At 66.6% G+C, this 15,559-nt stretch carries 13 protein-coding genes and 1 riboswitch; of the genes, 7 read left to right on the top strand and 6 right to left on the bottom strand.

The window, feature by feature from the left end; translation table 11 throughout:
• Positions 1-55: 55 nt before the first annotated feature.
• The gene (locus C795_RS0106905) at positions 56-967 is read right to left on the bottom strand and encodes a bifunctional methylenetetrahydrofolate dehydrogenase/methenyltetrahydrofolate cyclohydrolase (protein ID WP_033349309.1); all 912 of its coding nucleotides are present in this window, start codon (positions 965-967) and stop codon (positions 56-58) included.
• Between the two features lie 5 nt (positions 968-972).
• Positions 973-2,256, bottom strand: coding sequence for a serine hydroxymethyltransferase (glyA, locus tag C795_RS0106900; protein ID WP_017793024.1), 1,284 nt, complete (start codon positions 2,254-2,256; stop codon positions 973-975).
• A gap of 50 nt (positions 2,257-2,306) precedes the next feature.
• Positions 2,307-2,401: riboswitch (ZMP/ZTP riboswitch) on the bottom strand.
• A gap of 136 nt (positions 2,402-2,537) precedes the next feature.
• Here glyA and purU point away from each other — a divergent pair.
• Entirely contained in the window at positions 2,538-3,422 is an 885-nt protein-coding gene (purU, locus tag C795_RS0106895; protein WP_017793023.1) for a formyltetrahydrofolate deformylase, read from the top strand.
• A gap of 23 nt (positions 3,423-3,445) precedes the next feature.
• Here purU and C795_RS0106890 read toward each other — a convergent pair whose 3' ends face one another.
• Complete coding sequence (locus tag C795_RS0106890) at positions 3,446-4,165, bottom strand: TetR/AcrR family transcriptional regulator C-terminal domain-containing protein (protein WP_017793022.1); 720 nt, start codon at positions 4,163-4,165, stop codon at positions 3,446-3,448.
• Positions 4,166-4,356: 191 nt separating this feature from the next.
• On the opposite strand from C795_RS0106890, the gene C795_RS0106885 reads away from it, so the two are divergent.
• The 3 genes from C795_RS0106885 to C795_RS0106875 all read left to right on the top strand — a co-directional run bounded on the left by C795_RS0106885 (position 4,357) and on the right by C795_RS0106875 (position 9,107).
• Entirely contained in the window at positions 4,357-5,766 is a 1,410-nt protein-coding gene (locus C795_RS0106885) for an APC family permease (protein WP_017793021.1), read from the top strand.
• Positions 5,767-5,856: 90 nt separating this feature from the next.
• Positions 5,857-7,461: an amidohydrolase gene (locus tag C795_RS0106880; RefSeq protein ID WP_017793020.1), complete on the top strand. Its 1,605-nt coding sequence runs from the start codon at positions 5,857-5,859 to the stop codon at positions 7,459-7,461.
• A gap of 227 nt (positions 7,462-7,688) precedes the next feature.
• On the top strand, positions 7,689-9,107 hold the full coding sequence (locus C795_RS0106875; RefSeq protein ID WP_017793019.1) for an APC family permease: 1,419 nt from the start codon (positions 7,689-7,691) through the stop codon (positions 9,105-9,107).
• A 40-nt stretch (positions 9,108-9,147) separates the two neighbouring features.
• Here the strand turns inward: C795_RS0106875 and C795_RS0106870 are convergent, their stop codons facing one another.
• Positions 9,148-10,089: a biotin--[acetyl-CoA-carboxylase] ligase gene (locus C795_RS0106870; RefSeq protein WP_017793018.1), complete on the bottom strand. Its 942-nt coding sequence runs from the start codon at positions 10,087-10,089 to the stop codon at positions 9,148-9,150.
• A gap of 282 nt (positions 10,090-10,371) precedes the next feature.
• Here C795_RS0106870 and C795_RS0106865 point away from each other — a divergent pair, with 282 nt between their 5' ends.
• The 3 genes from C795_RS0106865 (at position 10,372) to C795_RS0106855 (ending at position 13,142) form a co-directional block, all read left to right on the top strand.
• The gene (locus C795_RS0106865) at positions 10,372-11,964 is read left to right on the top strand and encodes an acyl-CoA carboxylase subunit beta (RefSeq protein WP_017793017.1); all 1,593 of its coding nucleotides are present in this window, start codon (positions 10,372-10,374) and stop codon (positions 11,962-11,964) included.
• A gap of 15 nt (positions 11,965-11,979) precedes the next feature.
• Positions 11,980-12,285 (top strand): hypothetical protein, encoded by a 306-nt coding sequence (locus C795_RS0106860; protein ID WP_017793016.1) that lies wholly within the window; start codon positions 11,980-11,982, stop codon positions 12,283-12,285.
• A gap of 158 nt (positions 12,286-12,443) precedes the next feature.
• Positions 12,444-13,142 carry an NUDIX hydrolase gene (locus tag C795_RS0106855; protein ID WP_017793015.1) on the top strand — a complete coding sequence of 233 codons (699 nt, stop codon included), beginning with the start codon at positions 12,444-12,446 and terminating at the stop codon, positions 13,140-13,142.
• 11 nt (positions 13,143-13,153) lie between these two features.
• Here C795_RS0106855 and C795_RS0106850 read toward each other — a convergent pair whose 3' ends face one another.
• Together C795_RS0106850 and C795_RS0106845 are read right to left on the bottom strand one after the other, a co-directional pair.
• Positions 13,154-13,789, bottom strand: coding sequence for a class II aldolase/adducin family protein (locus tag C795_RS0106850; RefSeq protein WP_017793014.1), 636 nt, complete (start codon positions 13,787-13,789; stop codon positions 13,154-13,156).
• A gap of 30 nt (positions 13,790-13,819) precedes the next feature.
• Positions 13,820-15,535 (bottom strand): deoxyguanosinetriphosphate triphosphohydrolase family protein, encoded by a 1,716-nt coding sequence (locus C795_RS0106845; protein ID WP_157486996.1) that lies wholly within the window; start codon positions 15,533-15,535, stop codon positions 13,820-13,822.
• Positions 15,536-15,559 lie beyond the last annotated feature (24 nt).

Below are 15,559 nucleotides of genomic sequence, written 5' to 3'. Positions count from 1 at the left end.
AGGCCGCGATACACCAGGTGTATCGCGGCCTTTCGTGATCCGGAGCTAGCTCAAACTACGCGGCGACCGGCGAACCGGCAGCGCGCTCAGCCATCTCCACGACGTTCTTGAGCAGCAGCGCGCGGGTCATGGGACCGACGCCACCGGGGTTCGGCGACATCCAACCGGCCACGTTTGCCACGGTGGGATCAATGTCACCCACGACGCGGCTCTTGCCGGTATCGGGGTCGGTCTTGCGCGAGACGCCCACGTCGAGCACGATCGCGCCCGGCTTCACGTCCTCGGGCTTAACGATGCCCTCTACACCGGCGGCCGCGACGATCACGTCGGCTCGGCGCAGCTCGGCACCCAGATCCGTCGTGCCCGTGTGCGTGAGCGTGACGGTCGCGTTGTACTCGCGGCGTGTCAGCAACGGTCCAATCGGGCGCCCCACGGTCACACCACGGCCGATGACGACCACATGCTTGCCAGCCCACGACAGGCCATTACGCTCCACGAGCTCGATCACACCACGCGGCGTGCAGGGCAGCGGCGAGGTGATCTCGGTGTTCGCGTTGAGCACGAGCTTGCCGAGGTTGGTCGGGTGCAGGCCATCGGCATCCTTCGCAGGATCGATGCACTCGAGAATGCGATCGGTGTCGATGTGCTTGGGCAGCGGCAACTGCACGATGTACCCGGTGCACGCGGGATCGTTGTTGAGCTCGGCGAGAACGGCCTCGAGCTCCTCCTGCGTGACGGTCTCGGTCAGCTCGCGCTTGATCGACGAAATGCCGACCTCTGCGCAATCGCGGTGCTTGCCCGCAACGTACCACTGCGATCCCGGATCAGCGCCCACCAGCACGGTCGCGAGCCCGGGCACGACGCCCTGGGCGGCGAGTGCCGCTACGCGCTCGGTGAGCTCGGCCTTGATGGCGGCGGCCGCAGCCGTGCCGTCAAGCCGCTGTGCGGTCTGAGCGTCTTCAGCCACGCGGATTACCACTGCTCCAGGCCGGGGTACAGCGGGAACTGGTCGGCGAGTGCGGTGACGCGTGCCTTGAGTTCCTCGATGTCGCCGGTCTGCTGCAGTGTCAGCGCGATGATGTCAGAGACCTCTGCGAACTCGACGTCGCCGAAGCCGCGGGTAGCGAGCGCGGGCGTACCGATACGCAGGCCGCTCGTGACCATCGGCGGGCGGGGGTCGAAGGGCACCGAGTTGCGGTTGACCGTGATGCCCACGTTGTGCAGCGCGTCTTCGGCCTGCTGGCCGTCGAGCGGCGAGTGGCGCAGATCTGCGAGAACGAGGTGCACGTCGGTGCCGCCGGTGAGCACGTCTACGCCAGCAGCCTTCGAGGCCTCGGTCGTGAGTGCCGATGCGAGCAGCTTTGCGCCCGAGAGGGTGCGCACCTGGCGCTCTTTGAACTCGTCGGTGGCCGCAAGCTTGAACGCGGTCGCCTTGGCAGCGATCACGTGCATCAGCGGGCCGCCCTGCTGGCCGGGGAACACGTTCGAGTTGATCTTCTTGTAGAGATCGAGATCGTTCGTGAGGATGAAGCCCGAGCGGGGGCCACCGATGGTCTTGTGCACGGTCGACGAGACGACGTGTGCGTGGGGCACCGGGTTGGGGTAGAGGCCCGCAGCCACGAGACCAGCGAAGTGAGCCATATCGACCCAGAGGGTTGCACCGACCTCGTCTGCGATCGCGCGGAACGCTGCGAAGTCGAGCGTGCGGGGGTATGCCGACCAGCCGGCGATGATGACCTTGGGCTTGTGCTCGAGTGCCTTGGCACGCACCACGTCCATGTCGATGAGCATGGTCTCGGGGTCAACGCCGTAGTGGGCGACGTTGTAGAGCTTGCCCGAGAAGTTGAGCTTCATGCCGTGGGTGAGGTGGCCACCGTGCGACAGCTCGAGACCGAGAATCGTGTCGCCGGGCTCGGCGATTGCCGAGAGCACCGCGGCGTTAGCCGAAGCGCCCGAGTGGGGCTGCACGTTAGCGTATGCGGCACCGAACAGCGACTTTGCGCGATCGCGTGCCAGGTCCTCTGCAACGTCGACGTACTCGCAGCCACCGTAGTAGCGGCGGCCGGGGTAGCCCTCGGCGTACTTGTTGGTGAGCACTGAGCCCTGCGACTGGAGCACCGCGCGAGGCACGAAGTTCTCGCTTGCGATCATCTCAAGCGTTGAACGCTGGCGACCGAGCTCGTTCTTGAGAACTTCGGCGATCTCGGGATCGACGACCTCGAGCGGCTCGTTAAAGAATGCTGACTGGGTTGACATGTGTGCTCCTCGTAGCTCAACTCCGCACTGGGGCGCGCGAAAATGGATTCGGATTCGGCCCAGGCGAGCGGCCATCCCTGACGGGAAAGGTAATTTCGTCGTTCCCCGATGGTGTCCCATCTGCACGCCAGTCACGACGAAGTTAGTTTACCAACTCTCGGCAAGTGTGACGCCATATTGCCTTCTGTCTCGGCGCGCGCGTCGTCGGAACCTCGCGCTGCGCGGTCCCCCTCGCCGCTGCCCCGCTCCCCTTCAGCCCACATCCACTACCCTTAGTGCTCGTGACCAGTCTCGTAGCGAACAGCACCAACGCCCAGTGGGTTCTTACCCTTTCCTGCATTGACGGCCCCGGCATCGTGCACGCGATCAGCGGTGCGATCGTCGCCGCGGGCGGCAATATCGCCGAGAGCCAGCAGTTCGCTTCGGCAGACACGGGCCGTTTCTTTATGCGACTGCAGGTTGAGGCCGTCGCGCAGCCCGAGACCTTTGACGCGCGCTTCGCCGCCGCGCTGGCGCCGGTCACCGAGCGCTACCACATGGCCTGGCGCCTCGACCAGGTGGGTCGCCCCGTGCGCACCCTGCTGCTCGCGTCGACCGCCACGCACTGCGTTAATGATCTGCTGTACCGCCGCCGCGGCGGCCAGCTGCCCATCGAGGTGCCGCTGATCCTCTCGAACCACGAGACCGTGCGTGACATCGCCGAGTTCTACGACGTGCCGTTCGAGCACCGCGCCATCAAGGGCAAGGAAGACAAGGCCGCCTTCGAGGCACGCGTGCTCGAGGTCGTCGAGGAACAGAATATTGAGCTCGTCGTGCTCGCCCGCTACATGCAGATCCTCTCACCCGATCTGTGCGAGGCACTCGCGGGCAAGGCGATCAACATTCACCACTCGTTCTTGCCCGGCTTCAAGGGCGCGAACCCGTACAAGCAGGCACACCAGCGCGGCGTGAAGCTCATTGGTGCGACGGCGCACTTCGTGACGACCGACCTCGACGAGGGCCCGATCATCGAGCAGGACACCGTGCGGGTCGATCACTCGTATTCGGTGCGCCAGCTCACGCAGCTCGGCCAGGACATCGAGTCGCGCGCGCTACGCAACGCGGTGAACTGGTTCGCCGAGAACCGCGTGCTCTCGGACGGCGACCGCACGATCATCTTCCGGTAGGTCGGAGCACCTACCCCGGACGCCTACCGCGAGGCGTCGAACTCTGCCTTCAGGCCAGCGACCATCGCGCGCAGCCCGAGCTCGAACGACGCATCGGCTGGCCGAGTTTCGCGCGCGCCGAGCGCGGACTCCCGCGCACGGTAGGCCTCCGCAAAGGCCACTGCGGCCGAGTCATCGCTGGGTTTCATCATGTCGTCGGGAGCCGCAGCGTCGAGTGCCGACCCGAGAATAAACGACTCAAGCGCCACTATCGCCACCAGCACCTTGCTGGTATCCCATCCGGCGCGCACGAGCGCATCGACCACACGGTCATACATCAGCGTCGTGGCCCCGGCCCCCTCGATCGGCACCACTGCGAGCAGCGCAATCGTGGACGGGTGTGCCACAAACGCCCGCCGATATACCTTGGCCCACTCGGTGAGCGCCTCATCCCACGGGAGGTGATCAAAGGCTTCGGTCGGGATCCGGTCGCTCACGAGTTCTCGCACGCCGGCAATGAGTTCGGCCTGGCCACTCACGTGATTGTAGAGCGCCGAGGGCCGCACCCCCAGCCGCTTGGCAACGCTTCGCATGCCCGCGCCCTCGACTCCGTGTTCATCGATGAGCGTGAGGCCGGTCTCGATGATGAGCTGGCGCGACAGCACGTTTTTTCTGGGTCTACCCACTCGCCGCTTGGGCGCGTCGAAGGCGTCGGAACCCGCGGAAACCGCGGGCGCCTCGGCGCTTTGCTCGATCGTCGTCATTGACCCTCCTGGTTGCGTCGCGCGCGCAGCGCGCGTGATCCGGCATCTCCACAGTATCCCCGATTTCACGACGCATCTTGTTCGACGTCGAGCGAATTGCGCCCTCCCGCGGAATCGGCTACTGTCGTCACGATGGTTAAAAGAACATTGTTCATTTAACTCAAGTACACCCTGCATCAAAGGAGATCCACGTGAGCGCGACGACGGGCAAGGCCCACTTGAAACGAGAGCTCGGCCTCGGCGGCCTCGTACTGTTTGGCCTGGCATACATGGCCCTGGCTACCGTGTTCACCACGTATGGCATCGTCAACCAGATCACCGATGGCAAGCTGCCCCTCGCCTACGTGGTCGCGCTGCTCACCATGCTCTTCACCGCAAACAGCTACGCGTCGATGGTGCGCCGCTACCCGGTCGCGGGCTCCGCTTACACCTACACGCAGCAGGCCTTTGGCGGCGGCGCGGGCTTCCTTACCGGTTGGGTGCTGCTGCTCGACTACCTCTTCATTCCGATGATCAACTTCATCATTCTGGGCCTCTACGTCAGCACGCAGTTCCCGTCGATCCCAGCAAAGGCCGTGTCCATCGTCACGCTTGTGGCGGTGTTCGTGTTCAACATCCTCGGCATCAACCTGGTCAACAAGCTCAACATCTTTGTGGTCAGCTTCTCGGCCGCCGTCATTGGCATCTTCGCGATCTTCTCGATCAAGATGGCGATCGCAGACCCCAATGCCCCCAGCATGATCGAGCCGTTCATTCCCGGCGCGGAGGGCTTCAGCCCCATCTTTGCCGGCGCCGGCGTGCTCGCCCTGTCGTTCCTGGGATTCGACGCCGTCTCCACGCTGTCCGAGGAAGCCAAGCACCCGCGCCGCGACATTCCCCGCGCCATCATCCTCACCGCCGTCATTGGCGGCGGCCTCTTCATCTTCGTCTCGTGGGTGGGCGCCATCGCCTACCGCCCCGAAGACTGGAGCATGATCCCCCGCGAGATGATCGACGCCGCAGGCATCGTCCTCGCCAACCACGTAGCGGGCGAGTGGCTCGGCATCCTCTTTGTCCTCTTCACCATTGCGGGCTGCTTCGGGTCGGGCCTCGCAGGGCAGGTCTCGGTCGCACGCATTCTGTACTCGATGGGCCGCGACGGCACGCTCCCCAAGCCGCTCGGCCGACTCTGGTCGCGCTTCGGCACCCCCGTCGTCGCTGCCTCGACAGTGTCGGTGTTTGCGCTCGCAAGCCTGTTCCTGACCCTCGAGCAGGCCGCCTTCATGATCAGCTTTGGCGCGCTCGCGGCCTTCGCCATGGTCAACCTCTCGGTGATTCGCGTGTACCTGTTCCCCAACGACGGCCAGTCTCCTGCCCGCACTCCGAAGGACATCGTGCTGCGCGGCGTCTTCCCCGGCATCGGCCTCGTGCTCACGATCTGGCTGTGGACCTCCCTCGAGGGCATGACCTGGATCGTCGGTAGCATCTGGTTCGCGATCGGGCTCGTGATCCTGCTCGTCAAGACCCGCGGGTTCCGCAAGCCGGTTCCCCGCATGGACTTTTCCGAGGGCCCCGAAACCACCGCTGTCGATGCGATGGGCGAGGCCGTACCCTTCAAGTAGCCTGCGACGGAGTGTCCTGCACGCGCAGGGCACTCCCCCGCGCTCCTTCTCACCCGTCTCACTGCCGCACCGAGCGTTAAGGAATCAATCATGACCCTCACAGTTTTCATCGATGGCGACGTCGTCATCTCGACCGACGGCGCTCGCACCGACGCGCTCGCAGCACAGGACGGCCGCGTTGTCGCCCACGGCGATGACGCCCGTGCACTCGCGAGCGATAGCGGCGCAGTCGTCGTCAATCTTGCGGGCGACACCCTCGCCCCCGCCCTCGGCGAGGGCCACGCGCACCCAGTACTTGGCGGCCTCGAGGCCCAGGGCCCCGCGGTGCGCGAGGCGAAGGACCTCGACGGCATTCTCGCCGCGGTCGCGAAATGGAAGGCCGAAAACCCCGAGGCAGAATGGATCGTCGGCGCAAGCTACGATGCAACCTTCGCGCCCGGCGGCCGCTTCGATGCCCGCTGGCTCGACGAGGTCACGGGTGACACCCCCACCATTCTGCGGGCCTGGGATTACCACACGGCCTGGGTCAACACCGCGGCACTCAAGGCAGCTGGCATCACGGCCGAGACGCCCGATCCCGCGCTCGGCCGTATTCTGCGCCGCGAAGACGACACCCCGCTCGGCACGCTGCAGGAGGCCGCCGCGAATGACTTCTTCGCCACCATCGTGCCGCCGTTTTCGCTCGAGGATCGCGTTCGAGCCCTCGAGGAGGCCACGCTCGCCTACGCCGCGCAGGGCACGACCTGGGTACAGGACGCCTGGGTCGACGCCGCCGATATTGAGGTGTACCGTGCCGCGGCCGCCGCGAACCGGTTGCACACGCGCGTCAACCTCGCGCTGCGGGCCGATCCTGCGACCTGGCGAGAGCAGCTCGTCGAGTTTTCAGACGTGCGCCAGGAGTTTCGCACGCTTGGCCACCCGCTCGTCACCGCCGAGACGATCAAGTTCTTCGTCGACGGCGTGATCGAGAACCACACGGCCGCGCTCACCGACCCCTACAGCGATACGCCCGAGGACCGCGGGCTCCCCAACTGGACCGAGGACGAGCTCATCGCAGCCGTCACCGCGCTCGATGCCGCAGGCTTCCAGCTGCACCTGCACGCGATCGGCGATCGCGCAGTACGCATCGCGCTCGACGCGCTTGAGTCGGCTCGCAACGCTGCTCCGGATCACGTGCGCGCTCACGTGGTCGCCCACGTCGCGATGCTCGCCCCCGAGGACATTGAGCGCTTCGCGAAGCTCGACGTGATCGCCAATTTTGAGCCGTACTGGGCCCAGTGCGACGCGGTGATGCGCGCGCTCACGATTCCCCACATCGGACACGACCGTGAGTCGTGGCAGTACCTCATTGGTTCGGTCGCCCGCTCGGGCGCAACCGTATCCTTCGGCAGCGATTGGCCTGTCACCACTAAGGACTGGCGGCCCGCGCTCGCTACCGCCATTGCGCGCCGCGACGTCACCGACCCGTCAGACCCGACCTGGCTGCCCGACGAGTGCGTGTCACCGGCCACCGCCTACTCGGCCTACACGACGGGCATCGCCCGCCAGGCGCTCGCCCCCGACCGCGGCTCCCTCGAGCTGGGTCGCGTGGCTGACCTCGTGCAGCTGTCGGCGAACCCGCTCACCACCACACCCGAGCAGATTCCCGCCATCGAGGTGCGTGGCACCTGGCTCGCGGGTCAGCGCACGTTCTAGGGCTCGCGCCCCAGCACCAGCGTCGGAAAGGCCACTAACTCCGGAAGAAATCGCGCTCCGCGATCCGGAATTAGTGGCTTTTCCGTTTCTAGTCAGCAAGGACATTGCCCCGCACACGCCACGAAGAAGAACAATGTTCATTAATGCTCCAATTCCGCGCTAGGCTGCATATCGCGGGTGGGTCACAATTGGAGTGACCACCGTGCACCAGCATCGAAGGAGATACTTTGAGCGATTCAGCTAGCCCCCACCTCAAGCGGTCCCTCGGCCTCGTCGGACTGACCCTGTTCGGTGTCACGTACATGACCGTCATCACGGTCTTCACGACGTACGGCATCGTAAACCAGGTCACCGATGGACACCTACCGGCAGCGTACGTCGTTGCCGTCGTGGCGATGCTGTTCACCGCGGCCTCCTACGGTGCGATGGTGCGACGCTACCCGGTCGCCGGGTCCGCCTACACCTACACGCAGCAGTCATTCGGCGGCGCGGCGGGCTTTTTGACCGGCTGGGTCATGCTGCTCGATTACCTCTTTATTCCGATGATCAACTTCATGCTCATCGGCATCTACCTCAACACTCAGTTCCCCGCCGTGCCCGTGTGGGTGTTCACGCTCGCCGCACTACTGCTCGTGCTGATGTTCAATATCCTGGGAATCAACCTCGTCAACAAGGTGAACTTCGCGATCATCGCGCTCTCGGTCGTGCTCGTGGTGGTGTTCATGGTCCTCGCGTTCAAGAGCGCCTTTGGCGGCGACGCGTCGGTGAGCCTTATCGAGCCCTTCACATTCGGTGAGGGCGGCATCGGCGCCATCGCTTCGGGTGCCGCGATCCTCGCGCTGTCGTTCCTCGGCTTTGACGCAGTGTCGACACTGTCCGAAGAGGCAAAGAACCCGCGCAAGGACATCCCCCGCGCGATCGTGCTGTCCACCCTCGTGGGCGGACTCTTCTTCATTCTGGTCTCGTGGGCCGGTGCCGCCGCGTTCTCGCCCGACTGGTCAACGCTCAGCGACGTGGAGATCGAAGCCGCGGGCGTCACCATCATGGACAACATCGGCGGCGACGTGTTCACCGCGTTCTTTGTGGCCGTGTACGTGGTCGGTGCCTTCGGCTCGGGCATGACCGGCCAGGTGTCGGTCTCACGCATCCTCTACGCCATGGGCCGCGACGGCATGTTGCCGCGCCCGCTCGCACGCTTGCACCACCGCTTCGGCACCCCCATCGTCGCGGCGTGTGTCGTGTCATTCTTCGCGCTGTCGGCGCTGTTCCTGTCGCTCGACGTTGTCGCCTTTATGATCAGCTTCGGCGCACTCGCGGCATTCGCCATGGTGAACCTGTCGGTGATTCGTACCTACGTCTTCCCCCGCGGCGGCCGGCGCGAAGCGCTCACCGCACGCCTCGTGCTCACCAAGCTCGTCGCACCGCTGATCGGCTTCGCCCTTACTATTTGGCTGTGGACTTCGCTTCAGGCCACCACCTGGATCGTAGGCGGTATTTGGCTCGCGGTCGGCGTCGTGATCATCGCAATTGTGACGGGCGGGTTCAAGCGTCCCGTCCCCAAGATGGACTTCTCGGAGGCCGACCCGACGACCGAGCAGATCGATCAGATGGGTGAGGACTACCCGCTGCACGGAGGCCGCGGATAACAGGTAGCCGGGAGCGCCAGCAGCCGCGGGCGCTCCCGCTTTACCGCAGGTGCTCGACGTCGCCCGCGCTCACTGTGAGCTCGCCGCCGGTCGGCAGATCGACTACGAGCGAACCGTCGGCGGCGAGCGCACGGGCCCGGCCATCGACGATCCCGCCCCCGGGCAGGTGCACGCGCACCTCGGTGCCGATCGTGAGCGAGTTGCGCAGCACGCGATTGCGGGCGGCGCTCGGGTGCGTGCCCGCGAGCTCGGCGAGCTTCATCAGTTCGCTGGCAACTCCGGCGAGCAGTCGGTCAGCGAGTTCCGCCCCGGCCGCGTCTGCAAAGCTCTCCGCCTCGCCGACGGCCGCCCCCGCAGCGAGCAGCGAGGTCGCACGGTCGGTCGGGAGCTCCCACTCGGGAATCAGCACGTTGATACCCATACCGACGATCGCGCTCCCGTCGGGCAGCAGCTCGCACAAAATACCGCAGAGCTTCTTGCCCGGGCGGCCGGCGATCGCATCGTCTTCGTCGCGCACGTGCACGTCGTTGGGCCATTTCACGCCCACGCGCAGCACCTCGCGCTGCTCGAACCCGACGAGTTCATCGTCATAGCCGTCGGTCTCTCCATCGCAGGCAGCGGTAAAGAAGGGTTGCAGCGCGCCCTGTACGGCCGACCCAGCGATGAGCGGCAGCCAGGCCGGCCCGAGCTCGCCCCAGTCGGGTACGTCAGCGGTAGCCGCGCGCACGCCGCTCAGCGTTGTTCCGAACCCCCTCACGAGCACGGAGACAGCAAGCGCCGTGCCCGGGGGTGTGAGCCAGCTGCGGTCGAGCCTGCCGCGCCCCTCAGTCTGGTTCGCGGTTGCCAGCAGGGCTCCGTGCGGAACCGGCGCGTCGGCCTCGACTCCGCGCTGAACCAGGTCCCGCAGCTCGGCGTTGGTCGAGGCCGACGCCTCGCGCCACATGACTTCGGGCAGTAGTTCGCGCGTTCGCTTGAGTTCCACGCTCTGAGGCTACTCTGCGTTGACGCTTTCGGCTCGTATTCGGTGCCACGGGCCGCCCGATTCCATTTGGCAGAAGTTGTGGCGTTCCGGCCGCGAACCCACCATTTCCGACAACTCGATTGCGCACACCGCACAAAACAGCCACACGTGACACTTAGTTCGCGAAACTCCCGCAAGCAAAGCACTAAACCACGAGAGCCGTAGGGTATCGACCAAGGATCCGCGATTCCGTTGTTGATTATCTGAGGCCATGTGCATGTACCCCGCGCTAGGCTGGCATGCGTGACTGGAGACAATAACGACCTCGCTACGACCGCAGGTCGCATCGCCGACCACCGCCAGAAGTACCAGGAGGCAGTGGGCGATCGCGACACCGCTGCGGCCGCTAAGCAGCACGCCCGCGGCAAGATGACCGCCCGCGAGCGCATCACTGCCCTGCTTGACCCGGGCTCGTTCGTCGAGTTCGACAAGTACGTGAAGCACCGCACCCACGGCTTCGGCATGGAGAACTCGCGTCCGTTCGGCGACTCGGTCGTCACGGGTGCCGGCACGGTCCACGGCCGCCAGGTCGTCGTGTACTCGCAGGACTTCACTACGTTCGGCGGCTCGCTCGGCGAGGTCGCCGGCGAGAAGATCGTCAAGGCCATGGAGTTCGCGCTCAAGACCGGCGCCCCCTGCCTCGGCATCCTCGACTCGGGCGGAGCTCGCATCCAGGAAGGCGTCGTGGCATTGAGCCAGTACGCCCGCATCTTCAAACTCAACACCATGTGCTCGGGCGTGATCCCCCAGATCTCGATCATCATGGGCCCCTCGGCCGGCGGCGCGGTGTACTCCCCCGCCCTCACCGACTTCGTCATCATGGTCGACAAGACGAGCCACATGTTCGTCACCGGCCCCGACGTCATCAAGACCGTTACGGGCGAGGACGTCGGCTTCGAGGAACTCGGCGGCGCGCTCACGCACAACCAGAAGAGCGGCGTCTCCCACTACCTGGCGAGCGACGAGCACGACGCGCTCGATTACGCCCGCGCGCTGATCGGTTACCTGCCCGACAACAACCTGGCAGAGACCCCCGTCTACGACACCGACACCGCACTCGAGATCACCGATCTCGACCGCAAGCTCAACTCGGTGATCCCCGACAGCCCCAACCAGCCCTACGACATGAAGACGGTCATCGAGGCGATCCTCGACGGCAGCGACTTCCTCGAGGTGCAGCCACTGTTCGCCCCCAACATGCTCATCGGTTTCGGCCGCGTCGAGGGCCGCACCGTCGGCATCGTCGCGAACCAGCCCAACCAAATGGCGGGCACGCTCAACATCGACGCGAGCGAGAAGGCGGCACGATTCGTGCGCTTCTGCGACGCGTTCTCGATCCCCATCCTCACCCTCGTCGACGTGCCCGGCTACCTGCCCGGCACCGACCAGGAGCTCCAGGGTGTCATTCGCCGCGGCGCAAAGCTGCTCTACGCATACGCAGAGGCCACCGTGCCGCTCGTGACCATCATCACGCGCAAGGCGTACGGCGGGGCATACATCGTCATGGGCTCGAAGCAGATGGGTGCCGACTTCAACATCGCGTGGCCCACCGCCGAGATCGCCGTCATGGGCGGCTCGGGCGCCGTCAACATCCTGTACCGCAAGGAACTCAAGGCCGCGGCAGACGCTGGCCAGGACGTCGAGGCGCTGCGTGCCGAGCTGACCGCCAAGTACACGGCCGACGTCACGAGCCCGTTCCTCGCTGCCGAGCGCGGCGAGCTCGACAACGTGCTCGAGCCCGCGGGCACCCGCCTCGCGGTCATCAAGGCGCTGCGCGGCCTCCGCGGTAAGCGCATGGAGCTGCCCGCTAAGAAGCACGGCAACATCCCGCTGTAAGGCAGGGAGCGCACCATGACTGACGAGAATTTGATTCCGGATCCGGCCCCAGCCGACCTGCTGCCTCCCGACGCGACCGCACGCGATGCGGCACGTCGGGAGGAGATCGGCGAGCCCGACGACACGATCACGGGCGACGACATTCGCTTCGTCACGAAGCAGGTGTCCGACGCCGAGCGCGCGGCCGTGATCTCGGTGCTCACCCAGGTGCGCACCGAGGAGACCGAGCGCGTGAAGCGTCGCGAACGCCGCGAGCGCGAGCCGTGGGCTCGGTCGCAGCGGGTGCCCGACGGCATCAGCGACCTGCTGATCGAGGGGTAGCCCACCCCCAGGCGTCCTTCACTGAAGGCCTGCGCTGCTTCGCTTGAGTTCAAGTCGTGCAGCGCAGGCCTTCGGCGCATCCGGGCCACGTCAGGCGCATCCGGGCCACGTCAGGCGTATCTGGGCTACGTCGCTGCGCCCGCGCTAGGCTGAACCGCATGAGCCCCACTCCCGGTGATGCGCTGCGCGACCTGCGCGCGCTCATGGCTCGCGGCGTGACGCTCGACTTTCAGCCCCAGGGTCCGCTCGCCGACCGCCCGCTACGTCGATCGGCGGTGCTCATACTGTTCGGTGCGCTCGATCAGGTTCCCGCCCACGCCCCGTACACGGTCGCGCCCGAACTCGACGTGCTGCTCACCCGGCGTGCGACCGGCATGCGTCACCACGCCGGCCAGATCGCATTTCCCGGCGGAGGGTGGGAGCCCGGTGATGCCGACTCTGCGGCGACCGCGCTGCGCGAGGCGCAGGAGGAAACCGGGCTCGACCCGACGGGTGTCGAGGTGCTCGGCGAGCTACCCGAGATCCACCTGCCGGTGAGCAACAACCGCGTCACCCCGGTCGTGGGCTGGTGGCACGCGCCCAGCGAAGTGTCCGCAGATCGCACCGAGTCAGTCGATGTGTTTCGCGCGCCCGTTGCCGAGCTGCTGGCCCCGGCGGCCCGCGGCACGTCGGTGCTCAGGCGTAAGTCGGCCACCGGGCCCGCGATCACGCACCGGGGTGACGCGTTCAGGCTCGCGCCCCGGCTGGGGGGCCACATCGTGTGGGGGTTTACCGGGATCCTGCTCGCGACCCTGTTCGATGAGCTGGGCTGGGCGCGGCCGTGGGATCCGGATCAAGAATTCCCCGTGCAGCCATAGCCCGGGCCCGATTACGCGTGCGTTGCGTCGCCCGCGGGGAACACCGTGTCGGTGTCGCCCAGCTGCAGCGCGAGCGCGGTGGCCTGCGCGGCGTCCTCGAGGTTGAGCGCGCGACGGTAGGCCATGCTCACCGAGTCGGCGACGACCGAGCAGCCATGGTGCTGCATGATGACGCAGTTGTGTTCGCGCAGTGCCTCGGCTGCGGTATCTGCGAGCTCGTCGGTGCCGTTGTGATAAAACGGCGTGACCCCGATCGAGCCGACGTAGTAGGCATGGTCGAGCGTGAGCAGCCGCACAGGCTTGTCGAGACTCGCCATGACGACCGCGGTGCGCGGGTGCAGATGCAGCACGCACGTGATGTCGGGGCGGGCGAGGTACGCGCGGTGGTGCAGTTTCCACTCGCTCGAGGGCTTGGCGCCGCCGTCCCGAATGGCCCCGGTCTCCGCGGGATCCAGCGAAAGGACCGCGAAGTCGTCCTGCGTGAGCTGGTCCAGCCAGGTGCCGCTGCCCGACACTGCAAACTCAGTTTCGCTGATGCGCACCGAGAGGTTGCCCGCGCTGGCGAGCACGAGGCCGCGGTTCACGGCGTCGCGGCCCACTTCGATCAGTTCTGCGATGAGGCCTGCTGCTGTCTGTTCTTCACTCACGTGTTCTACGGTAGCGCAGCGGGCCGATGCCTACCCCGTGATTTCGCCGCCCAGCATGCTGCGGTGTGCGGCTACCGCCTGCTGGTCGCTCAGCGAGGCCACGTAGTCGAGAATCGCGCGTGCACGCCCCTGCCGCCACAGCCCCGCGTCGCTCGTGTCCCCCAGCAGCAGCTCGGGCCGCGCCTGACGAAGCGCAAACGTCGCCTCAGTTGACTCGGCCACCCATTCGGTGAGGCGGCGGGGCGCGCGGCCCGCGTCGTCGGGGTCGGCGAGCCAGTCGTCGAAGCCGAGCGTGAGCTGGCTCACGATGCGTGCCATGCCACGCTGCGGCTGGGCGAGCTCGGGCCGCTCGAGCACGAAGTGGGCGTGCACGAACTTGAGCACGGCGACCTCGTGCCAGGCCTGCTGGTTGAGCCGCACGGGCCCGCTGCGCACGTGCGGCTGCTCTTCGACGACGATGGAGGTGCGCAGGTGATCGATCCAACGTCGCGTGAATTCAGACACCGCGCGCTCTGAATCGATGCCGCCGTCGTAGGGCACCGCGAGCAGCCCCTCACCCAGCTCATCGCGTACCCGCAGCACCGCGGCTGAAAAGGCCCCGCGGTCTGCGATCCAGCCATCCTTCTCGCTCAGGCGCCGCCACAGCAGCTCGAGCGCGTGGCCCGGCGTGCGCCAGCTCGCCGCGAGTTCGCCGCGGTGTTCCTCGGCGAGCTCACGCGATCCAGCCAGCCAGGCCCGCAGTTCGCCGGCGACAGCGGCCTGCTGCAGCACACCGGCCCGGGTGAAGTCGTCGAGGTCGTGCACGGCGTAGGCGATGTCGTCGGCGAGGTCCATGACCGCGCACTCAACGGTCTGCATGCCGCGCGCGATGCGGGGAAAAGCGGCCAGCACTTCGTCCATCTCGTCGGCCTCGAGCGCGTAGGCCGAGAACTTCTCGGCGCCGTTCAGCGCGTCTCCGCCCACCCCTCGGGGGCGTTCAGAGGCGGGCACGGGGTGCGCATCTGCCGCGAGGCCGTTGGCGGGGGCGGCCCACTCGCCCCGCGTCCACGGGTACTTGAGGGTCGCGGCCCGGCTCGCCGCCGTGAGGTTGAGACCCGGAAACTGGCGGCCCAATGTGTCGAGCTTGGTGAGAATGCGAAAGCTCTGGGCGTTGCCCTCAAACCCCTCCGCGAGCCCGAGCTGCTCGCGAGCCACGCGGTCGAGCACCCGCTCCCCCAGGTGCCCAAACGGCGGGTGGCCGAGGTCGTGCGCGTGCGCCGCGGCCTGTGCCACGATCGTGTCGCAGCCGCCGAGGCGCGCAATCATCGCGCCGGTTTCGTCGTCAGCCGCCGCCTCTCCTCGCGTGAACGCGACGTGCGCGGCCTCGTGCCCCGCCAGATTTGAGGCGATGACCCGGGCTACCGCGCTGACCTTAAGCGAGTGCGTGAGCCGGTTGTGCATCACGGGCCCCACGCCCGACTGCGGCATCACCTGCGTCACGTCCGACAGTCGAGCGAAGTATGACGAGAATCGAATCCGCTCGAGGTCGATGCGGTATTCAAGTGGATCGCGGCGCCCCGCGGCCGCCCCGTTCTCGACGGGCTCAGGCAGCGCCCCGGCGGGCGGGCGGTGCTGCGACGCCTCGACCTCGGTGTAACGGCGCGATTCTCGCGCGGCACTGACTTTCGGCTCACCCACTGCGGGCGCGTGAGAATGATCCGGATCATGGCCTTGATGCCGCCCACCTAAGGCGCCTCGCGTCAGCATGACCCCATTCAAGCATGTCTGATG

Origin of the sequence: Leucobacter salsicius M1-8 (genome assembly GCF_000350525.1) — a bacterium.
Taxonomy (GTDB): Bacteria; Actinomycetota; Actinomycetes; order Actinomycetales; family Microbacteriaceae; genus Leucobacter; species Leucobacter salsicius.
This window is presented reverse-complemented; position numbering and strand designations above follow the sequence as displayed.